This window comes from Marinobacterium sp. xm-m-312, assembly GCF_013283295.1.
Classification (GTDB): Bacteria; Pseudomonadota; Gammaproteobacteria; order Pseudomonadales; family Balneatricaceae; genus Marinobacterium_E.
In genome coordinates, this window is the sequence record NZ_WBYS01000010.1 from 38,352 (window position 1) to 61,228 (window position 22,877).

23 protein-coding genes are annotated in these 22,877 nt (G+C 49.5%); 11 read left to right on the forward strand and 12 right to left on the reverse strand.

The window, feature by feature from the left end:
- Positions 1 to 33: 33 nt before the first annotated feature.
- The 5 genes from XMM312_RS11220 to XMM312_RS11240 form a co-directional block, all read right to left on the reverse strand.
- Complete coding sequence (locus XMM312_RS11220; RefSeq protein WP_217362123.1) at positions 34 to 1,023, reverse strand: DctP family TRAP transporter solute-binding subunit; 990 nt, start codon at positions 1,021 to 1,023, stop codon at positions 34 to 36.
- Positions 1,024 to 1,242: 219 nt separating this feature from the next.
- The gene (locus XMM312_RS11225; RefSeq protein WP_173482228.1) at positions 1,243 to 1,911 is read right to left on the reverse strand and encodes an energy-coupling factor ABC transporter permease; all 669 of its coding nucleotides are present in this window, start codon (positions 1,909 to 1,911) and stop codon (positions 1,243 to 1,245) included.
- A gap of 9 nt (positions 1,912 to 1,920) precedes the next feature.
- Positions 1,921 to 2,358, reverse strand: coding sequence for a ribosomal protein S18-alanine N-acetyltransferase (gene rimI / locus XMM312_RS11230; protein WP_173489271.1), 438 nt, complete (start codon positions 2,356 to 2,358; stop codon positions 1,921 to 1,923).
- Positions 2,359 to 2,373: 15 nt separating this feature from the next.
- Positions 2,374 to 3,216 carry a hypothetical protein gene (locus tag XMM312_RS11235; protein WP_173482226.1) on the reverse strand — a complete coding sequence of 281 codons (843 nt, stop codon included), beginning with the start codon at positions 3,214 to 3,216 and terminating at the stop codon, positions 2,374 to 2,376.
- Between the two features lie 2 nt (positions 3,217 to 3,218).
- Positions 3,219 to 4,757: a 2-isopropylmalate synthase gene (locus tag XMM312_RS11240; protein WP_173482225.1), complete on the reverse strand. Its 1,539-nt coding sequence runs from the start codon at positions 4,755 to 4,757 to the stop codon at positions 3,219 to 3,221.
- 108 nt (positions 4,758 to 4,865) lie between these two features.
- On the opposite strand from XMM312_RS11240, the gene XMM312_RS11245 reads away from it, so the two are divergent.
- A complete protein-coding gene (locus XMM312_RS11245) occupies positions 4,866 to 6,011 on the forward strand; it encodes a MalY/PatB family protein (RefSeq protein ID WP_371743490.1) in 1,146 nt (381 codons plus the stop codon).
- Here the strand turns inward: XMM312_RS11245 and epmA are convergent.
- Complete coding sequence (gene epmA / locus XMM312_RS11250; protein WP_173489272.1) at positions 6,008 to 6,976, reverse strand: EF-P lysine aminoacylase EpmA; 969 nt, start codon at positions 6,974 to 6,976, stop codon at positions 6,008 to 6,010. The genes XMM312_RS11245 and epmA overlap by 4 nt on opposite strands.
- A 63-nt stretch (positions 6,977 to 7,039) precedes the next feature.
- Positions 7,040 to 7,603, reverse strand: a complete 564-nt coding sequence (gene efp / locus XMM312_RS11255) for an elongation factor P (RefSeq protein WP_173482223.1) — start codon at positions 7,601 to 7,603, stop codon at positions 7,040 to 7,042.
- Positions 7,604 to 7,706: 103 nt separating this feature from the next.
- Here efp and epmB point away from each other — a divergent pair, with 103 nt between their 5' ends.
- The gene (gene epmB, locus XMM312_RS11260; protein ID WP_254442939.1) at positions 7,707 to 8,714 is read left to right on the forward strand and encodes an EF-P beta-lysylation protein EpmB; all 1,008 of its coding nucleotides are present in this window, start codon (positions 7,707 to 7,709) and stop codon (positions 8,712 to 8,714) included.
- A 40-nt stretch (positions 8,715 to 8,754) separates the two neighbouring features.
- The gene (locus XMM312_RS11265) at positions 8,755 to 9,276 is read left to right on the forward strand and encodes a hypothetical protein (RefSeq protein ID WP_173489273.1); all 522 of its coding nucleotides are present in this window, start codon (positions 8,755 to 8,757) and stop codon (positions 9,274 to 9,276) included.
- A 17-nt stretch (positions 9,277 to 9,293) separates the two neighbouring features.
- Here XMM312_RS11265 and XMM312_RS11270 read toward each other — a convergent pair whose 3' ends face one another.
- Positions 9,294 to 9,614 (reverse strand): DUF1820 family protein, encoded by a 321-nt coding sequence (locus tag XMM312_RS11270; RefSeq protein ID WP_173482221.1) that lies wholly within the window; start codon positions 9,612 to 9,614, stop codon positions 9,294 to 9,296.
- A 155-nt stretch (positions 9,615 to 9,769) separates the two neighbouring features.
- Here XMM312_RS11270 and miaB point away from each other — a divergent pair, with 155 nt between their 5' ends.
- The 5 genes from miaB to lnt are packed head-to-tail and all read left to right on the forward strand — an operon-like array spanning position 9,770 to position 14,880.
- Positions 9,770 to 11,113, forward strand: coding sequence for a tRNA (N6-isopentenyl adenosine(37)-C2)-methylthiotransferase MiaB (gene miaB / locus XMM312_RS11275; protein ID WP_173482220.1), 1,344 nt, complete (start codon positions 9,770 to 9,772; stop codon positions 11,111 to 11,113).
- The gene (locus XMM312_RS11280; protein ID WP_173482219.1) at positions 11,113 to 12,096 is read left to right on the forward strand and encodes a PhoH family protein; all 984 of its coding nucleotides are present in this window, start codon (positions 11,113 to 11,115) and stop codon (positions 12,094 to 12,096) included. Before miaB ends, XMM312_RS11280 begins: the two co-directional genes overlap by 1 nt.
- Entirely contained in the window at positions 12,096 to 12,542 is a 447-nt protein-coding gene (gene ybeY, locus XMM312_RS11285) for an rRNA maturation RNase YbeY (RefSeq protein WP_371731481.1), read from the forward strand. Before XMM312_RS11280 ends, ybeY begins: the two co-directional genes overlap by 1 nt.
- Positions 12,543 to 12,556: 14 nt before the next feature.
- Positions 12,557 to 13,399 (forward strand): HlyC/CorC family transporter, encoded by an 843-nt coding sequence (locus XMM312_RS11290; protein WP_173482218.1) that lies wholly within the window; start codon positions 12,557 to 12,559, stop codon positions 13,397 to 13,399.
- Between the two features lie 2 nt (positions 13,400 to 13,401).
- Positions 13,402 to 14,880: an apolipoprotein N-acyltransferase gene (lnt, locus tag XMM312_RS11295; RefSeq protein WP_173482217.1), complete on the forward strand. Its 1,479-nt coding sequence runs from the start codon at positions 13,402 to 13,404 to the stop codon at positions 14,878 to 14,880.
- Here the strand turns inward: lnt and XMM312_RS11300 are convergent.
- Entirely contained in the window at positions 14,845 to 15,363 is a 519-nt protein-coding gene (locus XMM312_RS11300; RefSeq protein WP_173489274.1) for a metalloendopeptidase, read from the reverse strand. The genes lnt and XMM312_RS11300 overlap by 36 nt on opposite strands.
- Positions 15,364 to 15,548: 185 nt before the next feature.
- Here XMM312_RS11300 and leuS point away from each other — a divergent pair, with 185 nt between their 5' ends.
- The 3 genes from leuS to holA are packed head-to-tail and all read left to right on the forward strand — an operon-like array spanning position 15,549 to position 19,682.
- The gene (gene leuS / locus XMM312_RS11305; RefSeq protein ID WP_173482215.1) at positions 15,549 to 18,134 is read left to right on the forward strand and encodes a leucine--tRNA ligase; all 2,586 of its coding nucleotides are present in this window, start codon (positions 15,549 to 15,551) and stop codon (positions 18,132 to 18,134) included.
- Positions 18,135 to 18,143: 9 nt separating this feature from the next.
- Positions 18,144 to 18,632, forward strand: a complete 489-nt coding sequence (gene lptE, locus XMM312_RS11310) for an LPS assembly lipoprotein LptE (RefSeq protein ID WP_173489275.1) — start codon at positions 18,144 to 18,146, stop codon at positions 18,630 to 18,632.
- A 3-nt stretch (positions 18,633 to 18,635) separates the two neighbouring features.
- Positions 18,636 to 19,682: a DNA polymerase III subunit delta gene (gene holA / locus XMM312_RS11315; RefSeq protein ID WP_173484512.1), complete on the forward strand. Its 1,047-nt coding sequence runs from the start codon at positions 18,636 to 18,638 to the stop codon at positions 19,680 to 19,682.
- 26 nt (positions 19,683 to 19,708) lie between these two features.
- On the opposite strand, the gene trmL is transcribed toward holA, so the two are convergent.
- Genes trmL through glnL form a run of 3 tightly spaced genes read right to left on the reverse strand, consistent with a single transcriptional unit; the run spans position 19,709 to position 22,676 of the window.
- Positions 19,709 to 20,164 carry a tRNA (uridine(34)/cytosine(34)/5-carboxymethylaminomethyluridine(34)-2'-O)-methyltransferase TrmL gene (trmL, locus tag XMM312_RS11320; RefSeq protein ID WP_173482245.1) on the reverse strand — a complete coding sequence of 152 codons (456 nt, stop codon included), beginning with the start codon at positions 20,162 to 20,164 and terminating at the stop codon, positions 19,709 to 19,711.
- 45 nt (positions 20,165 to 20,209) lie between these two features.
- A complete protein-coding gene (gene glnG, locus XMM312_RS11325; protein WP_173489276.1) occupies positions 20,210 to 21,619 on the reverse strand; it encodes a nitrogen regulation protein NR(I) in 1,410 nt (469 codons plus the stop codon).
- Position 21,620: 1 nt separating this feature from the next.
- Positions 21,621 to 22,676 (reverse strand): nitrogen regulation protein NR(II), encoded by a 1,056-nt coding sequence (glnL, locus tag XMM312_RS11330; protein WP_173489277.1) that lies wholly within the window; start codon positions 22,674 to 22,676, stop codon positions 21,621 to 21,623.
- Positions 22,677 to 22,877: the final 201 nt, after the last annotated feature.

Here is a 22,877-nt window from a genome sequence, read left to right on the forward strand (position 1 = left end):
TAAACGAGCCCGTCGATCATCAACCTAAGTTGATTAAGAGTTTGCAGCAGCTTCGATTAGATCAGCACCGATCTTATCTTCAAACTGTTTCCAAACAGGTTTCATAGCGTCAACCCACTCTTTACGCGCAGCATCGTCAAGTGTGTTGATTTTGCCGCCACCCTTAAGGATGTTTTCACGGTTGCCCTGCTCTTTCGCTTTAACTGCTAGGTTAGCTTCGTTAGTCACGTCTTTAGCGATCGCAATGAACTGCTCACGAGCGTCTTTAGGCATAGAGTCTAGGAACTCTTGAGACGTCATGAATAGGTATGCAAGAAGCTGGTGGCTAGTCTCAGTCGTTGAATCTTGCACTTCGAAGAACTTCTTAGTGTAGATGTTTGACCAAGTGTTTTCCTGACCGTCTACAACGCCAGTCTGTAGTGCACCGTAAACCTCTTTAAATGCCATTGGCTGTGGTGAACCGCCCATTGCTGCGATCATCGCTTTAGCAACGTCAGAGTTCTGTACGCGGAACTTTAGACCTTCAGCATCAGATGGTTTTAGTAGTGGTTTGTTGGCAGAGAAGTACTTCATACCAGACATCCAGTAACCTAGGCCTACAAAACCAACATCTTCCATTGCAAGAAGAAGGTCCTGACCAGCATCAGAGTTAGTGAAGCGCATTGCAGCGTCCATATCTTTGAAGATGAATGGAAGGTCGAATACGCCAAACTTAGAAGTGTAAGAACCGAACTTAGATAGTGAAGGCGCTAGGATCTGTACGTCACCTAGTAGAAGCGCTTCAAGCTCTTTAGAGTCACCGAACAGTGTAGAGTTTGGGTAAACTTCGATACACATAGTGCCGTTCATTTCAGCGTTTACACGCTCAGCAAGTTTGTTAGCCGCAACCACTTTAGGGTGAGTTGTACCACCAGTAACGTGTGAAAGTTTTGCAACGATCTCGCCAGCGTCACAGTTAGCCTGTGCAGTAGCAGCCGATACAGATAGAGCCAAGGCAGAAAGGCCAAGAGTTAGTTTTTTCATTATTTACACTCCAGTTTGTATTAGGTCACAACGACCTTGTAAAAAGCACTTTTACAAAGCAGAAAACGTGCCAACAACCTAGATATATATTTATTTTCAACAAGTTAGTGAAAATAAATACAGGACATAAGACTTAAAGGAGGCATTAATGGCGGATGCTCGCCGAAGCTAATCAGCAAGAAGTGGCGGAAAACCGCCACTTAGCAATGCGATGGCTTACTACTGATTGTCGATGTACTTAGCCGCGTCAAATGTACGAATCCAATCGGGATGAAACACCATGACAGCGGTCATAAGAATGCCGTTAATGAGCCCCTCTGGGAACATAATCAACGGCAAGAAGGAGATGTACTCGTGATAAATCGTTTGCCAACTGTGGATACCTGACAAGCCAAGCACAAGCGACAGGGTCAACCCCGAGCTAGCGACTGCAAACCCACCACCAATAAAGGCGGCTAAAAAGAGATAGGCAAAGAAGTTAGGCGGGTATCGTCTCTCAATATATTTAAGAAGCGTGATGGTCAGTGTCGCTGGCACCACAACAATCGCAATTAAATTTATGGCCAGCATATCAAAGCGCTCCACTCCAACTAGAGTGATGCCGAGCATCGCAATCGCGCCAGCCAAGATGGCAAGATCCCAGCCAAACATCAGTGTCAACGCGGTCATACCCAAAAAGTGAACACTCAACCCTTCCGATAGGCCCGCTCTAAAGGTCCAAGTCAACATCAGCAAGACCATAGCGCCGAACAACAGATGCTGAAGTCGAGGCTCAGCCCAAAGCGCTTGAAAAGGCACACGTTTAAAGGCACTCCAGATAGAGGTAACCGCTAAAAGTGCCGCTACCAGATGCCAAATAAGATTGATGTCTAAGATAGGATTTTCCATCTGTTTAATTTACACCGGTCGTGACATTAGGATCGCATCCTCCCTACCCTCTTGACCGATCAGCGGGTAGTAATGTTTACGCAGACCGTCCGTGACAAAACCCACCGATTGATAGAGACGAATCGCCGCCTCATTAGAAGCACGCACTTCCAACATGACACGGCTGATTCCATCCCCAGTGAACTGTTCAAGCTGATCAGTCAGCATCTTCGCCGCCCAACCTTCTCCACGCCGATCAGGCACTACGCCAATGCGGAGCAGTTCCGCTTCATCAAATAACCTTTGGTAGAGCGCAAAGCCGATCGGTTCGTTAGCGTCAAACAGTGTGTAGCAGGGAAAACGATCATCTTGAGATAGATACGTCTGCCATTGAGATTTTGACCAGTAATCAGGAAAGCACTGTTGATCCAGAGCAAACAGTTGATCAATCGTCATCACAGCAGGCATTTCAGAAGATAAACACTAAACCAGTGGCTGAAGATCAGACCAGATCTGCTGTTTAGCGCCAGGCATATTAAGAGCCTGCGAGAGTGATTGGGTCGTTAGATAGTTCAGTCCCGATTGTTGCAGTGGCAGCAGTTGCCCATGAGTCTCATCCACACCTTCACCAACCACCCAATTCGCAAGCCCCTCGCCAAACAGAATAACGGTCTCTAGACCAGACTCTTTCTGCATAAAGCTCAACTGTCGCTGCACATGTTTTCTCGCTTCATGCGGCCCCTGATCCAGGGTTTTACCGGCAAGCATAGGCCACTCAAGCGTAATCGGCAGTGTGATTGATTGTGGTGACTCTCCAAGAGCTTGAACAATGCCCGCCAAAAGACGCTTATGCTTATTGGAGAAGCCTTCGCGAGCACGAATGGGAAGATTATCGATTAGTAGGAGTCGGCCCGCTCGAGCCATAACAATTTTATAACGCGGCGCAGGTTCAAAGCTTCGTTTGACCGAAGTAGTGGGCGATGTTTGAGGCTCTTTAGAACTTTCATCAGCCGTCAACTCAGCAACGGCAGCACGTCTGATGTTAGAAGAACCTACCTCTGCCTCATCGGGAGCGGAGACCTCTAAGGCTTCACCAATCTGAGTAATCGCACGACGCTCAGCATGAGGCTCGACAGGCTTGTGTGCTTGTGGAGCCAACGCCTGCATCACCTCTTCATCGTCACCAAGGAGATCCGCAGGATGAGCAAAGCGATAGACCCAATCAGGCGAAGGCTTTGCTGCTGGCAAGATTTGACGAGGCATCCACTGCTGGATACCAAGCTGATCTAAATAGGCGGCTTGGATTCGAGCCTGCTGAACTGACATGATTAAACCTGTGGGTGCGCTTTTTCCGCGTTAGTATCCAGAAGATTGAGCGCATGGATATAGGCCTTAGCCGATGCAATGATGACATCGGTATCGGCACCTAAACCATTTACGATGCGACCACCCTTCTCAAGACGCACGGTGACTTCACCTTGCGAATCGGTTCCTTCAGTCACGGCATTCACCGAATAGATCAACAGTGTAGAGCCAGAGTTCACCTGTGACTCAATCGCTTTAAAGATAGCATCGACTGGACCACTACCCTCAGCACAGCACGAGTGCTCTTGCCCATCAATACTCACAACTAGATCGGCTTGAGGTGTCTCACCCGTTTGCGATGTCACAGATAGGTTGACCAACTGAAAACGTTCGCTTGACGCTTCGGCACGGCTATTGCTGACCAGCGCCATAAGATCCTCATCAAAGATCTCATGTTTCTTATCGGCTAACACTTTGAAGGCTTGGAAAGCGCTGTTTAGATCAGCATCACTCTTGAACGTAGTACCCAGCTCCTCAAGACGTGATTTAAATGCAGCACGGCCTGAATGCTTACCCAATACCATTTTATTGGTCGTCCAACCGACACTCTCTGCGGTCATGATCTCATAGGTTTCACGGTGCTTCAGTACACCATCTTGGTGAATGCCCGATTCATGAGCAAAGGCGTTAGCGCCGACAATCGCCTTGTTAGGCTGAACAGGGAAACCTGTCACGCTAGACACCAGTTTAGAGGCACCGACAATGTGCTGAGTATCAATATTGGTCTCAAGACCCATAACGTCTTGGCGAGTTTTCAGTGCCATAACGATCTCTTCTAGGGCTGCGTTACCAGCACGCTCACCCAAACCGTTGATCGTACACTCCACCTGACGTGCACCCGCTCCCACGGCTGCCAGTGAGTTGGCGACCGCTAGGCCTAGATCGTTATGACAGTGGACAGAGAAGATCGCTTTATCCGAGTTTGGAATACGCTGAATGAGCTCCCCGATCACCTCAGCAAACTGATGAGGCACGGCGTAACCGACCGTATCAGGGATATTGATAGTACGAGCGCCAGCATCGATCACTTTTTCGATAATACGGCACATAAAATCCAACTCAGAGCGGCTAGCATCCTCTAACGAGAACTCGACATCATCGATCAGATTACGCGCTCGCTTAACGGCATGCACAGCCTGCTCGACAACACGATCAGGCTCCATCTGAAGCTTGTACTTCATATGAATCGGCGAAGTCGCGATAAAGGTATGAATACGACCTTGCGCAGCATTCTTCAGCGCTTCACCCGCACGATCAATATCCGCATCCAAAGCACGAGAGAGTGAACAGACTCGGCTATCTTTGATGTTGTCGGCAATATTTTTCACCGCCTCGAAATCACCAGGACTCGCAATGGCGAAACCCGCTTCAATCACATCAACTTTCATACGTTCAAGCTGACGAGCGATTCGCAGTTTCTCTTCACCGGTCATAGACGCACCGGGACTCTGTTCACCATCGCGCAGCGTGGTATCAAAAATAATAACGCGATCGTTGCTCATAAGGGTCTCCACGAATTTAGGCCGTAGAAATAATTTCTCTAACGGCTCGCTATAAAGAGTAATTGGCCTATGATAGCTTGATGATCGACCAGTAGAAAGGGAAGAGTAGTGAGTGAACCAATGAATGATTTCGATTTTGATCACTTAATTGATCGCCAAGGGACCTGGAGTGACAAGTGGTCTAAATACGCCGGTACAGACATACTTCCAATGTGGGTTGCTGATACCGATTTTCGCTCTCCACAAGCTGTGATTGATGCTTTAAAAACGCGTGTCGATCATGGCGTTTTTGGCTACACCCGCACACCAGAAACACTCAATCAGCTGTTTTCTGAACGCATGCAGCGCCTATACAACTGGACGGTCTCTGCTGAAGATCTAGTCTGGTTACCCGGTCTCGTCTGCGGGCTAAATTTAGCGACCCGCGCTTTAAGCACGGCTGAGCAATCCGTCATCACCGCCCAACCTATCTACCCACCCTTTATGTCCGCTCCCGCTCTCTCTTCGAGGGCGTTGATCACCATTCCCATGAAGGGTCGTGTCATTGATTTTGATGCACTAGAAGAGGCCATTACAGCAGAAACCAGACTGCTACTTTTCTGCAACCCACACAATCCTGGGGGTGGCGTCTACCGCCGTGAAGAGCTCGAGAGGCTCGCACAGATCATTATCGATCAGGATCTATTGATCTGCAGCGATGAGATTCATTGCGATCTCATTTTACAACCTGAACTACAGCACACACCGATCGCGAGTTTGAGTGAAGAGATCGCCTCACGCACTGTGACGCTGATGGCGCCCAGTAAAACCTGGAACATTGCAGGGCTGGCCTGCTCTGTTGCGATCATTCAAAACCCCGAATTAAGAGCGCGATTTAAAAAGGTACGCAAGGGCATAGTGCCCGACGTCAATCTACTGGGCTACACCGCGGCAGAAGCCGCCTACTCACAGGGAGACGAATGGAATCGCAAGCAGTGCGAATATCTGAAGGGAAATAGAGACTACCTGATCTCTGAAATAGGCAAGATTCCCGGCTTAAGCATGCTACCTAACGAGGCCACCTACCTTGCCTGGATCGATGCCAATCAGCTTGGCGTCGACAGCCCACAACAACTGTTTGAATCTCAGGGTGTGGGACTATCTGATGGGGAGGATTTTGGTGCACCTGGATTTGTTAGACTTAACTTCGGGTGTCCAAGATCGCGTATTGAGGAAGCGGTTCGTAGGATGAAGCTGGCCGTCGATTCGCTCTAACAGCGCTCAAACCCGAAAGGGACAACCTCTTTGATACTGCTCGCGCCAACTTTGATCATCAGCAACCGATCAAAACCAAGTGCCACGCCGGCACAAGCTGGAATGCCGGATTCTAGGGCCGAGACTAAACGAGTCTCCAGCGGTCGTCGTGGAAGCCCTGAGGATTCACGCTGCTGATCGTCAGCTTCCAGCCGTTCAGCCTGCTCAGCGGGATCTCGCAGCTCCTGATAACCATTCGCCAACTCCATACCGCCCGCATACAGCTCGAAGCGGGCTGCCACTTTGACACCCTGATCATCCTCAACAACCTCAGCCAACGCAGCTTGAGAGGCGGGAAAATCAAATACTAGCACCGGTTCAATGAGTTTCGGCTCAATCAGATGCGACATGACCAGCTCGAGCCAAGTATCTTTGCGATCATCCGTAAAAGGGCACTCAAAATGGGGCTCAAGCAGAGCTTTTAACTGGTCAATGGTCGCTTGATGAGGATCCATGCCCACAAAGCGTTTAAACAGTTCACGATAACTGAGACGTTCCCAATGCTGCGGCCCCAGCACCGCAGTAACCAGAGCCTGAACTTCATCCATCAGCTGCTGCGCACTGAAACGAGGGCGATACCACTCAAGCATGGTGAATTCAGGATTGTGAAGCCGCCCTACCTCGCCATTCCTAAATGCTTTAGCCAACTGATAGATGGGGCCTGAGTCAGCTGCCAATAGGCGCTTCATGGCGTACTCTGGCGAACTCTGCAGGTAGTAACGCTGCTCTTCAGCCCCGGGGTAACTTGAGTAGGAGACTTCAAGTGAATCGATAAAAGGATCACTGACTGCCGCTTGTGACAGACATTGAGTATCCACCTCCATGACACCGCGTTCAGCAAAAAAAGCGCGCACATCAGCCAGCATCTTTGCTCGCTCACGAAGTGTTAAGATCTCTGCTGTAGGTTGCCAGTGATTTCGATTCATACAGACTCCAAAATTAGAACCAAAAACGGCAGCCGAAGCTGCCGTTTCTATTACGAACCCGTGTTAGGCACGGCTTACGTATTCACCGGTACGAGTGTCGATCTTAAGAACTTCACCCTGGTTGATAAATAGTGGCACACGAACCACTGCACCCGTGCTGAGAGTCGCAGGCTTAGAACCGCCCTGAGCCGTATCGCCTTTAAGGCCTGGATCAGTTTCAGTCACTTCAAGCTCAACAAAGTTAGGAGGTGTCACAGCAATAGGGTTGTCGTTAAATAGAGTGATCATCACTTTGTCACCCTCTTTCAACCACTGCGAACAGTCGGCAACGGCTTTCTCATCCGCAGCGTACTGTTCAAATGTGCTTGGCTCCATGAAGTGCCACATCTCACCATCACTGTAGAGGTACTCCATGTCACGATCCATCACATCGGCTGTTTCAGCTGATTCGTTCGATTTGAAAGTACGCTCCCAAATACGACCCGTCATAAGGTTACGAAGACGAACTCGAGTGAACGCCTGACCTTTTCCCGGTTTAACAAATTCAACTTCAACCATGTTACATGGATCGCCGTCGATCATCACTTTCATGCCAGTCTTAAACTGACCACTTGAAACGTTTCCCATCTCTTTTTCCAAATCATTGATTGAATGTTTGACGAGCATTCTACTTCAAAGGAGAATCGGCTCCAACAGATCGTTTACATTCTTGGAAATTTTGGTCACTTCAATGATGCAGCTGTTGGACATTACGCCAAACTCTTGGCAAGACTCACTGAAAAGTGCCATCACCGATCCTAAAGCCTTACTGGAGAGACTGTCCCTACCCAACGAGCTACTCGAACAGGCTCAAGCGGCTAGCCAGCTCTTCCCATTGCGAGTCCCTCTTGAGTTCCTAAGCCGCATGGAGCTAGGCAATCCAGACGATCCTTTGCTAAAACAGGTCCTTCCGATCAGAGACGAGTTCATTCAAACTCCAGGTTTCACAGAAGATCCGTTAAACGAGAGTGATGCACGCCCGACTCCAGGCGTTGTGCACAAATATAAAGATCGAGCACTGTTGATCTTGAGCGGAGCTTGCGCCATAAACTGTCGTTACTGTTTTCGCAGACACTTCCCTTACTCTGACAACCAGCTTAGTGGGGAGCATTGGCAAAGGGCTCTCGCCTATCTAAAAGAGCATACAGAGTTAAGAGAGGTGATCTTCTCAGGCGGTGATCCACTGGTCACCTCTGATCACCGTTTTTCAAAGATGGTAGCGGATCTTGAAGCCATACCTCATCTCGAACGACTCAGAGTCCACACTCGCCTACCCGTAGTGATTCCATCCAGAGTAACTGATCAACTCAATGACACCTTGCATAAATCAAGGTTCGATTGTGTCGTGGTCCTTCACATCAACCACGCCAATGAAATTGATCAGAGTCTGAACAACGCCGTCACCAAGCTAAAACAGAGTGGTGCAACCATTCTCAATCAAGCGGTGTTGTTAAAAGGGGTTAATGACAGCGCTGATGAGCAGGTCAGACTCTCACGTGCTCTGTTTAGCGCAGGCATCCTCCCCTACTACCTCTTTCTTTTTGATCCTGTCGCAGGGGCCAGTCACTTTGATATCCCGATTGAACGGGGCAAAGAGATCTTTACGCAAATGCAGAGAGAGCTACCAGGGTATCTTGTTCCTAGACTCGCGAAAGAAATTTCAGGCAAAACATCAAAAACCTTGTTAATATCCAGTTAAGGTTTTTGGAGAAAACAACGTGATTGCAAAAAGAATAACAATGCAAAACGCTTTAAAACTGTCCCTGCCAGCACTGGTATTGTCAGGCTGTATCAGCTTGCCAGACACAACAGCTAAGCTGACAACTCAACAGCCCATCACACCCGCTCCACCACAAAAAACCCTGGTTATTCACCAACTTCAGACGGAAGTCATCACCCAAAAAAATGTTGCTGCAGTCATCGACTTTAGCAATCAGACGGATCGCGACCTGGACTACGTGATGTTTAAGACGATCGCTTTCGACGCAGAGGGTAAGGTTATTCCTGCGATGAAGAGCGGCGATGATCATGCCTACTTGAGAATTGCAGGGCCTTTGTCGCCCGAGCATAGAACCGGCGATCAACAGTGGGATAAGGTGTGGGCTGACAGCTCGGTTAGCTGTTTTAGAATTGAGAGTGCCGAACTGATCTTTTCAGACTCAAGCGTAGAGGACTACTCTACGGATCAGATAGAGCTCCAACTACCCACCTTGCAGCCTGCCATCTGTCAGCACGACCAAGGGTCGCTGGCAAGTAACTGATTATCAGTTTCGCGAGGTTATTTACTCCGTGAGGGCATGACTGGAAAAGCGGTGACGGTGCCCTCGGCATCCGTAATACGAGCTTTTCCTCGCTTCTCAACCTCATCAATCTGAATAATGGCCTGCATCGGAACGAAAGAGCGTTTTACACCTGCGAACTCCTGCTGTAGACGATCTTCGGCAGGATCAATCAGCATCTCAGTGTGACTACCAAACACGAAACCCTCTAGCGCAACAAACCCCCACATATCAGCACTGTAAACCTGTTCAACGTAAAGCTCGTAGACTTTATCTTTGTTGATGTAAGTGACGCGATAGAGGCGTTTGGCATCGGCCATTGAGAATCTCCAATCAATCTAAACTTGAGTTGCCTAATCAGGTTAGTGGGGGCGCTCTAAACAATTGCAAGTTCGTTAGCGCCAAAGAGTGCGCTGAGGTATACTTCATCGCCCCAAATGATGGGGCATAGATTCAACGTAACGACAGGTGAAACATGACTAAAAAGCTCTTTATCAAGACACACGGATGTCAGATGAATGAGTACGACTCCGCACGAATGGCTGACCTTCTGGGCGATAGCCACAAGCTGGAGCTAACCGATAATCCAGAAGAGGCTGACGTCCTGCTTCTAAACACCTGTTCAATTCGTGAAAAGGCGCAAGAGAAGGTGTTCCACCAGTTAGGCCGTTGGCGTCTTTTGAAAGAGCAAAAACCCGGATTAATGATCGGGGTAGGCGGCTGTGTTGCAAGCCAAGAGGGCGAAGCGATTCGTGATCGCGCGCCGTTCGTCGATATGATTTTTGGCCCACAGACCCTACACCGTCTTCCCGAGATGATTGAAGATACAAAGGGGGGCAAGGTCGGTATCGTTGATGTCAGCTTCCCAGAGATCGAAAAGTTCGACCACCTCCCCGCTCCTAAAGTTGAGGGGGCAGAGGCATTTGTTTCAGTCATGGAAGGTTGTAGTAAGTACTGTACTTTCTGTGTCGTGCCCTACACCCGTGGCGAAGAGGTCAGCCGCCCGCTGGATGATGTGATAGCCGAGTGTGTTGAGCTGGCTGAACAGGGCGTGCGTGAAGTCAATCTACTGGGCCAAAACGTCAACGCTTACCTCGGTGCGACTCATGACGGTGATACGGCTGATCTGGCTGAGCTGATTCGCACCATTGCCGCGATTGAGGGTATCGATCGTATTCGTTTCACTACTTCACACCCTGTAGAGTTTACCGACAGCCTGATCGAGGTTTATGACGAAGTGCCGGAATTGGTGAGTCATCTTCACCTACCGGTTCAGAGTGGCTCTGACCGCATACTGATGGCGATGAAGCGCGGCCACACGGCGATTGAGTACAAGTCGAAATTACGTCGAATCAAGGCGAAGCGTCCAGATATCAGCTTCTCGTCGGACTTTATCATCGGCTTCCCAGGTGAAACGGATGCCGACTTTGAGGCGACCATGAAGCTAATCGAGGATATAGGTTTTGATACGTCGTTCAGCTTCATCTACAGCCGTCGCCCAGGCACCCCTGCGGCAGACCTGCCTGACGACGTATCGGAAGAGACGAAGAAACAACGCCTACACATTTTGCAAAGCCGTATCACTCAGAACGCTTTGCAGATCAGCCGCCGCATGGTCGGAACCACTCAACGCATTCTGGTCAACGGTTACTCGCGTAAAGACCCTGGCCAACTATCGGGTCGCACGGAGAACAATCGTGTTGTGAACTTCCGTTGCGATAATCCAGACCTGATTGGTCACTTCGCCGATGTCCGCATTGCTGAAGCGCTTCCGAACTCGTTGATCGGTGAGTTAGTTAGCTCCGAGCTGGATCAATAATGAGCGAAACACAATCTTTCCACATCAACCTACAGCCTGAAGATGGCGCAGCCTTGGCTAATCTAGTCGGCCAGTTTGATGAGCACTTACGTCTGATTGAAGAGCGCACCGGAGTCCAAATCGGTAACCGTGGATTCCAGTTCAAAGTTGAAGGTGCAATTCAGGCCGTTCGCCCGGTCTGCACACTGATTGAAGCACTGTACAAAGAGTCTCTAAACGGCAAACCACTTGCCCCATCAGACATTCATCTATCGCTACAACACTCAGGCATTTCACAAACTGATGTGAAATCGACTGCGACGGATGATGTCACTATTCGTACTCGAAAAATGACGATTCGACCTCGCGGGGAGAATCAGCAAAAGTACGTTCAGTCGATTCGTTACCATGACATTAACTTTGGTATCGGACCTGCCGGCACCGGTAAAACCTACCTTGCGGTTGCTTGTGCGGTTGAGGCCCTTGAGCGCGAAGAGGTCAGTCGAATACTACTGGTTCGCCCTGCCGTCGAAGCGGGTGAAAAACTCGGTTTTCTACCCGGCGATCTGACTCAGAAAGTCGATCCCTACTTACGCCCTCTCTACGACGCACTCTATGAGATGATGGGCTTTGAGAAGGTAGCACGCCTGATCGAAAAGAATGTCATAGAGATCGCACCCTTAGCTTACATGCGCGGCAGAACGTTGAACGGCTCGTTTGTCATTCTTGATGAGTCACAAAATACGACACGCGAGCAGATGAAGATGTTTCTTACCCGCATAGGGTTTGGCTCAACAGCGGTTATCACTGGGGATAAAACCCAGGTCGACCTACCACGCGGCGCTAGCTCAGGCCTAATTCATGCGATGCAGGTACTGGACGGGGTGAAAGGGATTGGATTTACCCACTTCGAAGCGAAAGATGTGGTTCGTCACCCTATCGTGCAGCACATTGTACGTGCTTATGAAGCGTACGAAGCCAAACATACAGACGAGCGTAAATAGTGATTCATTTAGAGGTTATTCGCGCTGTTGATAGCAACTCACTCCCGAGTGATGAGCAGTTTCAATCCTGGGCCGAATTAGCGGCATCACAGCTATCGGGCGAAGCTGAACTATGCATTCGTATCGTTGATGAAACCGAGAGCCAGACACTGAATCGTGAATATCGCGGTAAAGACAAGTCGACCAACGTACTCTCTTTTCCGTTTGAAGCACCTCCGGGCTTCCCTGGCAATATATTAGGTGATCTAGCGATTTGTGCCGCGGTTGTAGAGCGCGAAGCAACCGAACAAAACAAACAGATTCATCACCATTGGGCTCACATGGTGATCCATGGGGTATTGCATCTACTTGGATTCGATCATATAAAGGATGAAGAAGCCGAGGAGATGGAGTCACTTGAACGAGAACTGCTCGCTCAACTCCAAATCCCAGACCCCTATATTTGAGGCAACCACACACTATGAGTGAAGACCGATCGAGCGGCTCATCCAAAAGCTTTTTTAGCAAACTTGCTTCAGCTTTTTCGGATGAGCCCAAAACCCGCGAAGACCTGTTTGAAGTTCTTTATGAGGCCAACGACACTGGCCTACTAGACCAAGATGCGCTAACGATTGTAGAAGGCGCTATACAAGTGACCGACATGCAAGTGCGTGACGTCATGATCCCTAGATCACAAATGGTCTCGGTACAGATCGATCAATCTGCCCACGAATTTATGCCACTGGTCATCGACAGTGCACACTCTCGCTTTCCTATTGCAGGTGAAAACCCAGATGAGATCGTCGGCATTCTTCTTGCCAAGGATCTTCTTCCCTATGCACTGGACGGCCGCTTAGAACAGTTCAGTCTCGCTGAGCACCTTCGCAAAGCAACCTTCATTCCTGAAAGTAAGCGACTGAACGTCTTGCTACGTGAATTCCGTGTCACACGCAATCACATGGCCATCGTCGTTGATGAGTACGGCGGAATTGCCGGTCTTATTACCATCGAAGACGTGCTCGAACAGATCGTCGGGGATATCGAAGATGAGCACGACGAAGATGAAGACGAGGGCAACATCAAAGCCTTTGAAGATGATGGCTTCATTGTCAAAGCGTTAACCCCTATCGAAGACTTTAACGAGTACTTTGACGTCGGCCTACCTGATGATGAGTTCGATACCGTGGGTGGACTGGTGACACGTCAATTTGGTCACCTACCCGATAAAGGGGAGACGATTCGACTCGATGACTTCACCTTCACCGTGCTAGCGTCTGAAAACCGCAGAATTAGACTGCTACAGGTTAAGCACCACAAGGAGTAGTGATGCTGCTCCAGCCTCTTGTGAATAGGACTTTGGCGGTTGCTGCAGGGGCAATAGCGACACTCGCTTTTGCCCCTTTTAGTTACCCGCTATTAGCGATTGTCTCTATTGCCACCCTCTACTTGCTGACCCTTAAATCCGATTCAGCGTTCCTGATGGGTTGGCTCTATGGTTTGGGATACTTCACCGCCGGTGTCTCTTGGGTCTATGTGAGTATTCACTTACACGGTGGCATGGGTGTTTTAGCCGCCGCACTGATGACTCTCATGTTCACTGGCGCGTTAGCGATACTCTTTGCCGCACAAATTTGGCTCTACAAACGCCTGTTTACTGACGGCTCAGCACCAGGATTTGTCGCTCTTTGGATCTTGTTTGAATGGGTGAGAAGCTGGCTATTTACCGGCTTCCCTTGGCTGCTCATCGGCTATGCGTTCATCGATACACCACTTATCTCATTAGCCCCGATCGGCGGCGTGTGGCTAGTGTCGGCGATGGTTCTGATCATTGCTGTCTCGGCTTCCCATGTCATCCACCGTAAAAAACCGACCCCTCTCCTACTGATCCTTGCGATATTAGGTGCCTCTTACCTTATTCCGTCACACTGGACAGAGAGTTCAGAAAAGACCGTCTCGATCACATTAATACAGCCCAATTTAGCCCAAGAGTCTAAGTGGCAAATTGAGCAAGTTGATCGACACATACAGAACATTATTAATTTAAGCGTCCAAGCGCCCGCTACCGATCTACTCATTTGGCCTGAGACCGCCGTACCCAAATTAATAGGCCGCGCCATCAACCAGATCAGTCCGCTAGTGGAGATCCTCAACCAACAAGGCACCACGTTAATTTCAGGTTTCCCAAGAAAAGAGTGGAGTGAGAGCCAACAACGAAACCTGTACCACAACTCGGTGGGCACGTTGACGGGTAAAATCAGCCTGTACGACAAACAGAGACTGGTCCCTTTTGGGGAGTACATTCCCTTTGAAAATCAGTTGCGAGGGCTGATCGCCTTTTTTGATCTCCCCATGTCTAGCTTTAGCTTGCCAGAACAACCAACTTTTCAGGTAGAGACACCTCAGGGGTCGCTGGCGGGCGCAATCTGTTATGAGATCGCCTACCCAGAGTTGGTCAGAGAGAATGCCAATCAGAGTGACATGATTCTGACGCTCTCTAATGACACCTGGTTCGGCGGATCTCATGGCCCAGATCAGCACTTTGAGATCGCCAGAATGCGTGCTATCGAAAATGGTAGGCCCGTGATAAGAGCCACCAACAACGGCATATCAGGATTCATTGATGCCAAGGGTCAAGTCTTAGCGACCGCACCCAGATTCGAGACGGCGATCCTAACCCATGAGATCGCCCCAAGCATGGGCCAAACCCCCTATCAACAGTTGGGGTTGTGGCCAGCGCTTATCCTTGCTGCAGCACTGTTATTAGCCGCGCTATTTAGACATCGCTCGTTCAAACAGAACCGCTGAACAGTCACGACAAGGCTGTAATTTTTGACTCTCGCTCAGCATCTGCTTAGCTCCACACTGTGTACAGACAAACTGTCCAGGTAGCGCGATTTCACCGGCGGCGTAGTGCGCTTCACCATGACTCAACTGCTCACGGAGTAACTCTTGTTCGATACGGGTTTTATCGGCCACTCTCATCAAGCGATCGACAATTCCCTTCTCCAATACGGCAAGATCCAGCTCTAACCAATCAGCCAGCGCTCCGCCGACCTTTTGAACACCGATTGAGAACTGCTTCAGATCACGCATTAGGTAGGCTTTTAGCAGGGCCGCTTCATCTGCAGACATATCAAGCGCTGTCTGCTCCAGATCAACCGCTTCATTGACCGCTAAGGTAAGTTTCTCAAGCGTCACTTCACTGGCACCATCGAGAGAATCCATCACTTGATCGACCAATTGATCATAACGGCCAGAATCGAGCTTATCTTGGTTTGTATCACTCATAAGCAAACTCCTTTTAAGAGCGGATTATTCAGCAGCCAAACCTGTCGGCGCGACCGCATCTGATGTATCCTATGCAGTATTGAACAGTATTAATGAAATAACCATTGAGCGGTGTCATTTCTTAGCAAAGTAATTTGCTCCAAGAACAATAATGCCGTTTTTATGTTTGCAGAATATAGAGACCGATGAACGAACAGTACCAACCCCAGGATATTGAACCAAAAGTCCAGCAGCAGTGGGAAGAATCCGGCGCATTCAACGTTGAAGAGGATTCCAGCAAAGAGAAGTTTTACTGCCTCTCGATGTTCCCTTACCCAAGTGGTCGCCTGCACATGGGCCACGTACGTAACTACACCATCGGTGATGTCGTCTCTCGATACCAGCGCATGCAGGGAAAAAACGTTCTTCAGCCTATGGGTTGGGACGCCTTTGGCCTACCAGCTGAAAACGCTGCACTTAAAAACAATGTGCCTCCTGCTAACTGGACCTACAGCAATATCGATTACATGCGTAATCAGCTTAAACAGATGGGCTTTGGTTACGACTGGGATCGCGAGCTAGCGACCTGTCACCCGGAGTACTACCGTTGGGAGCAGTGGTTCTTTACTCGTCTTCTTGAGAAAGGTCTGGTCTACAAGAAAGAGGCCGAGGTGAACTGGGACCCAGTTGACCAAACCGTTCTGGCTAACGAGCAAGTGATCGATGGTCGCGGTTGGCGCTCTGGCGCGATTGTTGAGCGTAAGAAAATCCCTCAATGGTTTCTGAAAATTACTGACTACGCAGACCAACTACTGGAAGATCTAGAGAAGCTGGATCACTGGCCAGAACAGGTCCGCACTATGCAGCGCAACTGGATCGGCCGCTCTAAAGGAGTTGAGCTGAAATTTGCGGTGCCTAACAAAGGTGATCTAGAGGTCTTCACAACCCGCCCTGATACGCTGATGGGTGTTACCTATGTAGCCGTTGCACCACAACACCCTCTAGCACTTGAAGCAGCCGAAAATAACCCAGAACTTGCTAGCTTTATTGATGAGTGTCGTCACCAAAAAGTCGCCGAAGCTGACATGGCGATGATGGAAAAACGCGGCATGCCATTAGGCATCGAAGCCACTCACCCTCTCACTGGTGAAATGGTGCCGGTTTGGACAGCAAACTTTGTTCTGATGGATTACGGTTCAGGCGCTGTCATGGCGGTTCCGGGTCACGACCAACGTGACTGGGAGTTTGCAACCAAATACGGACTGAACATCAAACAGGTCATCAAGCCTCTGTCTGACGATCAGACTGTCGACTTGACGCAAGAAGCGTTCACAGAGAAAGGCGTTCTGTGCAACTCGGGTGACTTTGACGATCTAGAGTTCGAAATGGCGTTTAAAGCCATTGCAACTGAACTGAACAACAAAGGTCGCGGTCATACAACCATCAACTTCCGCCTTCGCGATTGGGGTGTTTCACGCCAACGCTACTGGGGCGCACCGATCCCGGTTGTTAACTGTAATAGCTGTGGATCAGTACCCGTACCTGAAGATCAGCTGCCTGTGCTTCTGCCAGAAGAGGTAACCTTCGACGGCGTCGGTTCACCGATTAAAAAGATGGAGAGCTTCATCAAAACAAGCTGTCCAAAGTGTGGCGCAGATGCAGAACGCGAAACGGATACCTTCGACACCTTCATGGAGTCAAGTTGGTACTTTGCTCGCTATGCAAGCCGTTACTCAGACAGTGCGATGCTGGATCCTCAAGCAGCCAACTACTGGCTCCCTGTTGATCAGTACATCGGTGGTATCGAGCACGCTATTTTGCACCTACTCTACTCACGCTTCTATCACAAACTACTGCGTGACGAGGGTCTAGTAAACTCTGATGAACCTTTCACTCGCCTACTCTGTCAGGGCATGGTTCTAGCCGATGGCTACTACTACGAAGATGAACAGGGCGGTAAGGTTTGGATCTCACCGGTTGATGTAGAGACTGAGACAGACGAGAAAGGTCGTGTGACCAAAGCCACTCATAAAGAGACGGGTAAAACGCTGATTCACGACGGCATGTCCAAGATGTCTAAGTCGAAAAACAACGGCATCGACCCTCAGGTTATGATCGATCGATACGGCGCCGATACGGTTCGTCTATTCATGATGTTTGCGGCACCACCAGAACAGTCACTAGAGTGGTCTGACTCAGGTGTGGAAGGTGCACACCGTTTCATCAAACGTCTCTGGAAACAGGCACACGACCATATCGCAGCCGGCCCAGCATCAACTTTAGACACGTCCAAGCTGAATGATGGGCAGAAAGAGCTGCGCCGTAAGACTCATGAAACCATCCAAAAAGTGACGGATGATATTGAGCGCCGCCAGACATTCAATACAGCCATTGCCGCTGTCATGGAGCTTTCAAACAGTATCGGTCGATTCAACGATGACTCCGAGCAAGGACGTGCTTGTAAACAAGAAGCGCTTAGCGCTGCTGTCCAGCTGTTGTCCCCGATCATTCCACACGCAGCCGATCAGCTGCTGACTGAACTGACGGGTGCAAGCCAAAATGATAGCTGGCCAAGCGTTGATGAATCCGCTTTGGTACGTGATAACATCGAGATGATTGTGCAGGTTAATGGCAAACTTCGTGCTCGTATCAATGTTGCCGCCGATGCCGATAAGGACACAATTTTGCAACTGGCCCTGGCTGAAGCTAATGTTCAGAAATACATGGAAGGCCTAACGCTGCGCAAAGAGATTGTTGTACCAGGCAAACTGGTCAACATCGTCGTCAGCTAGGAGTAAAAGATGAAGTTGTCACGTACGTTCGTTGCAGGTTTCGCCATGCTGTTTCTAACAGCTTGTGGCTTCCACCTAAAAGGGCTTTATGAGGTACCACCAGCGTTACAGCAATTAACTCTGGTCGAAAACACCACACAGCCCACTTCGTTAGGCAGAGAGCTGACAACTCAACTGCAACGCAACGGCGTGACCCTAACATCCCGAGCTAAGCTTAAACTGATCGTTGAATCGGCACGCTACAATCGCCGCGCGGTGATTCTTGATGCCAATGCCGATGCACAAGAGTACGAATTAAGCGGTGAAGCTCAATTTGCCATCTATCAAGGTGATAGCACAGCGCCCGCCATTGAGCGCCGAGTCAATGTTCAACGCAGTGTTACCGAAACTTCAGACACCTTGGCACAAGAGACTCTGGAAGAGCGCTACCGCACAGAGATCAATCGTGCACTGGCTGAACAGATTATTCGCCAATACCTAAGTTTCGTTCCGCGCTAACCTATGAAAGTTAGAGTTGATCAGCTACCTCAGCAGCTCAACAAGCTAAATACCTCGCTACCGGTCTACCTTGTAACCGGGGACGAAACACTTCAACACGACGAAAGCTGTGACGCCATTCGAGCCCATCTTCGCGGTCTAGAATTCACTGAACGAGAGCTCTATCACATCGATTCCAGCTTTAACTGGGACAGCCTGATGGAGGCCGCCAATAGCCTCTCTCTATTTGCAGAGCGCAAAATTATTGAGTTACGACTCGGTTCACAAAAGATCAAAAAAGCCGAATCAGATCTGCTACAACGCTATCTAGAGAACCCTGCGCCCGATACGGTGATATTCATTTTGGCTGATCGACTCGATGCCGGTGCGAAAAAGAGCGCCTGGTTCAAGCTGGTCGAAAAGCTCGGGCTAGTGGTTGAAATCTGGCCCATTGAAGTTGACCAACTCCCGCGCTGGCTAGCGACACGCCTTCAATCTTTTCCAATCTCTATGGATCAAGAGGCGATCGGCGTCTTAGCCGATCGTGTAGAGGGCAACCTACTCGCGGCACAACAAGAGTTAGAGAAGCTCTCTCTGCTCTACCCCAACCAAACCCTTGATGCCAACCAGGTTGCCGAGGCGGTTGGCGACATGTCACGATTTGATGCCTTTGCACTTGCAGATGCGGCGATACAAAGACAACCTGCAAGAGTACAACACATTCTGCAGGCGCTAAGACAAGAGGGTGTCGAACCGACCTTCATACTCTGGGCCATTTCACGTGAGTTGCGCACGCTAAGCAGCGTGATTACAGAGATATCAGAAGGGAAGAATTACGATACGATTGCGAACAGACTGAGACTGTTTAGCAAACGTAAAACCGCTATTCGCAATGCCAGTCGTCAGATTAAAGTCTCGGAGATTGAGCAGTTACTGCGACTTTGTGGACAAGCTGATCAGGCCGTTAAAGGACAACTACCGACCGACCCCTGGTTAATAATTGGACAGATCTGCTTACGCCTAGCGGGTGTCGAGATGGCTTCACTCCATACCCAACACTCAGCCCCTTAAGCGAGCCTAACCACCTCAGACCTTAGCTACTTGGCTCCCGCAAAAGAGAGCTGCCGCCACGCCTCATAAACAACAATGGCACAGGCATTAGACAGATTCAAACTGCGTGAATCAGGACACATCGGCAAGGTAATTGCATCGGTCGAATCGATGACACTCTGAGGCAGACCCCGTGTCTCCGGGCCCAATAGAATCATATCACCCGATGCAAAATCAGCATCGGTATAGGCGCGATCCGTTTTGGTCGTCATCGACCATACTTTTCTTGGGGAGACTGATTGAATACAGGCTTCTAATGACTCATGAACTTTCATAGAGGCAAACTCGGCATAATCCAATCCCGCTCTGCGCAGGCGCTTATCATCCAGCTCAAAGCCGAGGGGTTTAATCAAATGAAGGGAGAAACCCGTGTTAGCACACAGGCGAATAATATTTCCGGTATTGGGTGGTATCTCGGGTTCGTAAAGAGCAACGTGAAGCATATCGGCACCTAAACTGTTAGATGCCGATTGTAGCATTAAGCGACTCTAATCCGCCTCAATACCCAGCTCTTTTAGCTTGCGGGTTAGGGTATTTCGCCCCCAGCCTAAAAGTTCAGACGCATCACGTTTACGGCCACCCGTATGTTTAAGCGCAGTCTCTATCAACACCTGCTCAAACTGACGTTCAGCCTCTTTGAGGATGCCCCTCTCCCCTTCAAAGAGACGCTGATCAGCCCAGCCACGCAGTGCTTGTTCCCAATTACCATGAACAACAGGGCGTTCATTTGAGGACTCTAGAAGCTCTGGTGGTAAATCAGAGACAAGAACCTCTCGACCAGACGCCATCACGGTAATCCAGCGACAGGTGTTTTCCAGCTGTCGCACATTACCTGGCCAAGTCAGATCGCGCAGAAAACGCTCTGTTTCCGGCTTAAGAATCTTAGTCTCAACGCCCAGCTCTTTCGCCGAACGTGACAAAAAGTGGCGAGCGAGACGAGGAATATCTTCACGACGCTCATTTAACGAGGGGATGTGAACTCGAATCACGTTTAGACGGTGGAACAGATCCTCACGAAACTTGCCCTCTTTAACGAGGTTTTCGAGATTTTGGTGGGTAGCTGCAATGATTCGAACATCAACTTTAACCGGTGTATGACCACCGACACGGTAGAACTCACCGTCAGCAAGAACACGCAAGAGTCGAGTTTGAGTATCCGCAGGCATATCGCCGATCTCATCAAGGAACAGTGTGCCACCATCGGCCTGTTCAAAGCGGCCACGGCGCGAAGCTTGAGCTCCGGTAAAGGCACCCTTTTCATGCCCGAACAGTTCAGACTCAATCAAGTCATGTGGAATAGCCGCCATGTTCAATGGAATAAACTCATTACCCGCACGCGGACTGTGGCGATGCAGAGCATGGGCCACCAGCTCTTTACCTGTACCAGACTCACCATTGATCAATACAGTAATCGGGGAATGAGACAGACGACCAATGGCACGGAACACCTCCTGCATAGCCGGCGCCTCACCAATGATCTCAGGTGTATCATCTTCAACAATCACTTCGGTTTGTTGACGCTGCTCTTCAACGTGCTGCACCGCTCGCTGAACCAGCGCTACCGCCTCATCAATATCAAATGGCTTAGGCAAGTACTCAAAGGCACCACCTTGATAAGAGGCAACCGCGGAATCTAAATCTGAGTGAGCGGTCATGATGATAGTCGGAATGTCTGCATAATCAGCTTGAAGCTGCTCTAGCATCTCAAGACCATCAATGCCCGGCATACGAATATCGCTGATAATCACATCAGGCTGTTCACGCTTAATTTTTCGCAGCAACGCATCGCCCGACTCAAACACTTCTGTCGCCAAGCCACTGCCAGAGATCGCTTTCTCTAAAACCCAACGTATTGAGCGATCATCATCTACTATCCAAACGGTTGCTGGCTTAGACATCTCAACTCTCCAAAGGAATTAAAATTTTAAAATTTGTTGTACTGGGTTTCGAGGCGACCTCGATTAAACCCTGGTGCTGACCAATAACAGATTGGGCAATCGATAGTCCCAACCCAGACCCTTCCGCACGACCGGTCACCATCGGATAGAACACGGAATCTAAAAGATCCTTTGGTATGCCCGGACCGTTATCGATAATCTCTACGCAGCAGACCAGTCGATGCTGCTCTGCGCCCAGCGTAATTCGTCTGAGCGCTCGTGTTCTCATACGGATTTGCGGAGCGGCTGTTTCAGACTCTTTCAGGGCCTGCATCGCATTTCTGCAGATGTTTAAAACCGCTTGGATCAACTGTTCACTGTCGCCGTTAAACTCCGGCAGACTTGGGTCGTAGTCACGAACCAACTGAATCTCTTGCTCGCTTTCAACTTCAATCAGAGCACGCACACGCTCGAGCACCTCGTGAATGTTCACCGGGTGTATGTTGGGCTTCTTGTAAGGCCCCATCAGACGATCCACCAGATTTCTTAACCGATCCGCTTCATCGATGATAATTCCGGTGAACTCTTTAAGCCCCTCATCATCCAGCTCGCGCTCTAGCAACTGTGCAGAGCCGCGAATCCCGCCCAACGGGTTCTTGATCTCATGTGCCAAGCCACGCACAAGCACTTTGGCGGTGGCATGTCGATTCAACATCTCCTCTTCACGCTCAATTCGAACCAGGCGATCACGTGGGTGCAACTCCATCAGTAGAAACCCATTCGGTAACCTTGAGATGGTGTAATCCGTCATCAACTCGTTACCACCAAAGGTAATCAGAGCGGCTTCGCGTTTACTGACATGCTGTCCCGTCGCAGAGACACTCTCTAATAGCTTGAGCTCCTCTTCGGAACCAATAAAGAGATACTCGATGTGTGAATTTTTTAAGCGTTTAAAGCTACCCTCTAACAGAACCTCAGCGGCCGGATTCATATACTTCAACTCGAACTTCTGCCCCAGTACCAATACAGCCGTATTGAGGTTTTCAAGAATCAATTTGTACTGTTGCGATCCGAACATTAGGTATTCCCAAGGGTTTTGATGACTTAACAGCTCTACTCTAGCGTTAAGCCTTAATAGCTCTACTTAATAAGCAAAAAGGTTGCCAACTCAGCGAAACCCAGTAACCACGGGCTTTTGAGTTTTAGCATGCACAATAGAATGGCATATATGAAGATATTATGCACCATTTTGGTGCGAGGTGTTTTGTGCGCATCCATG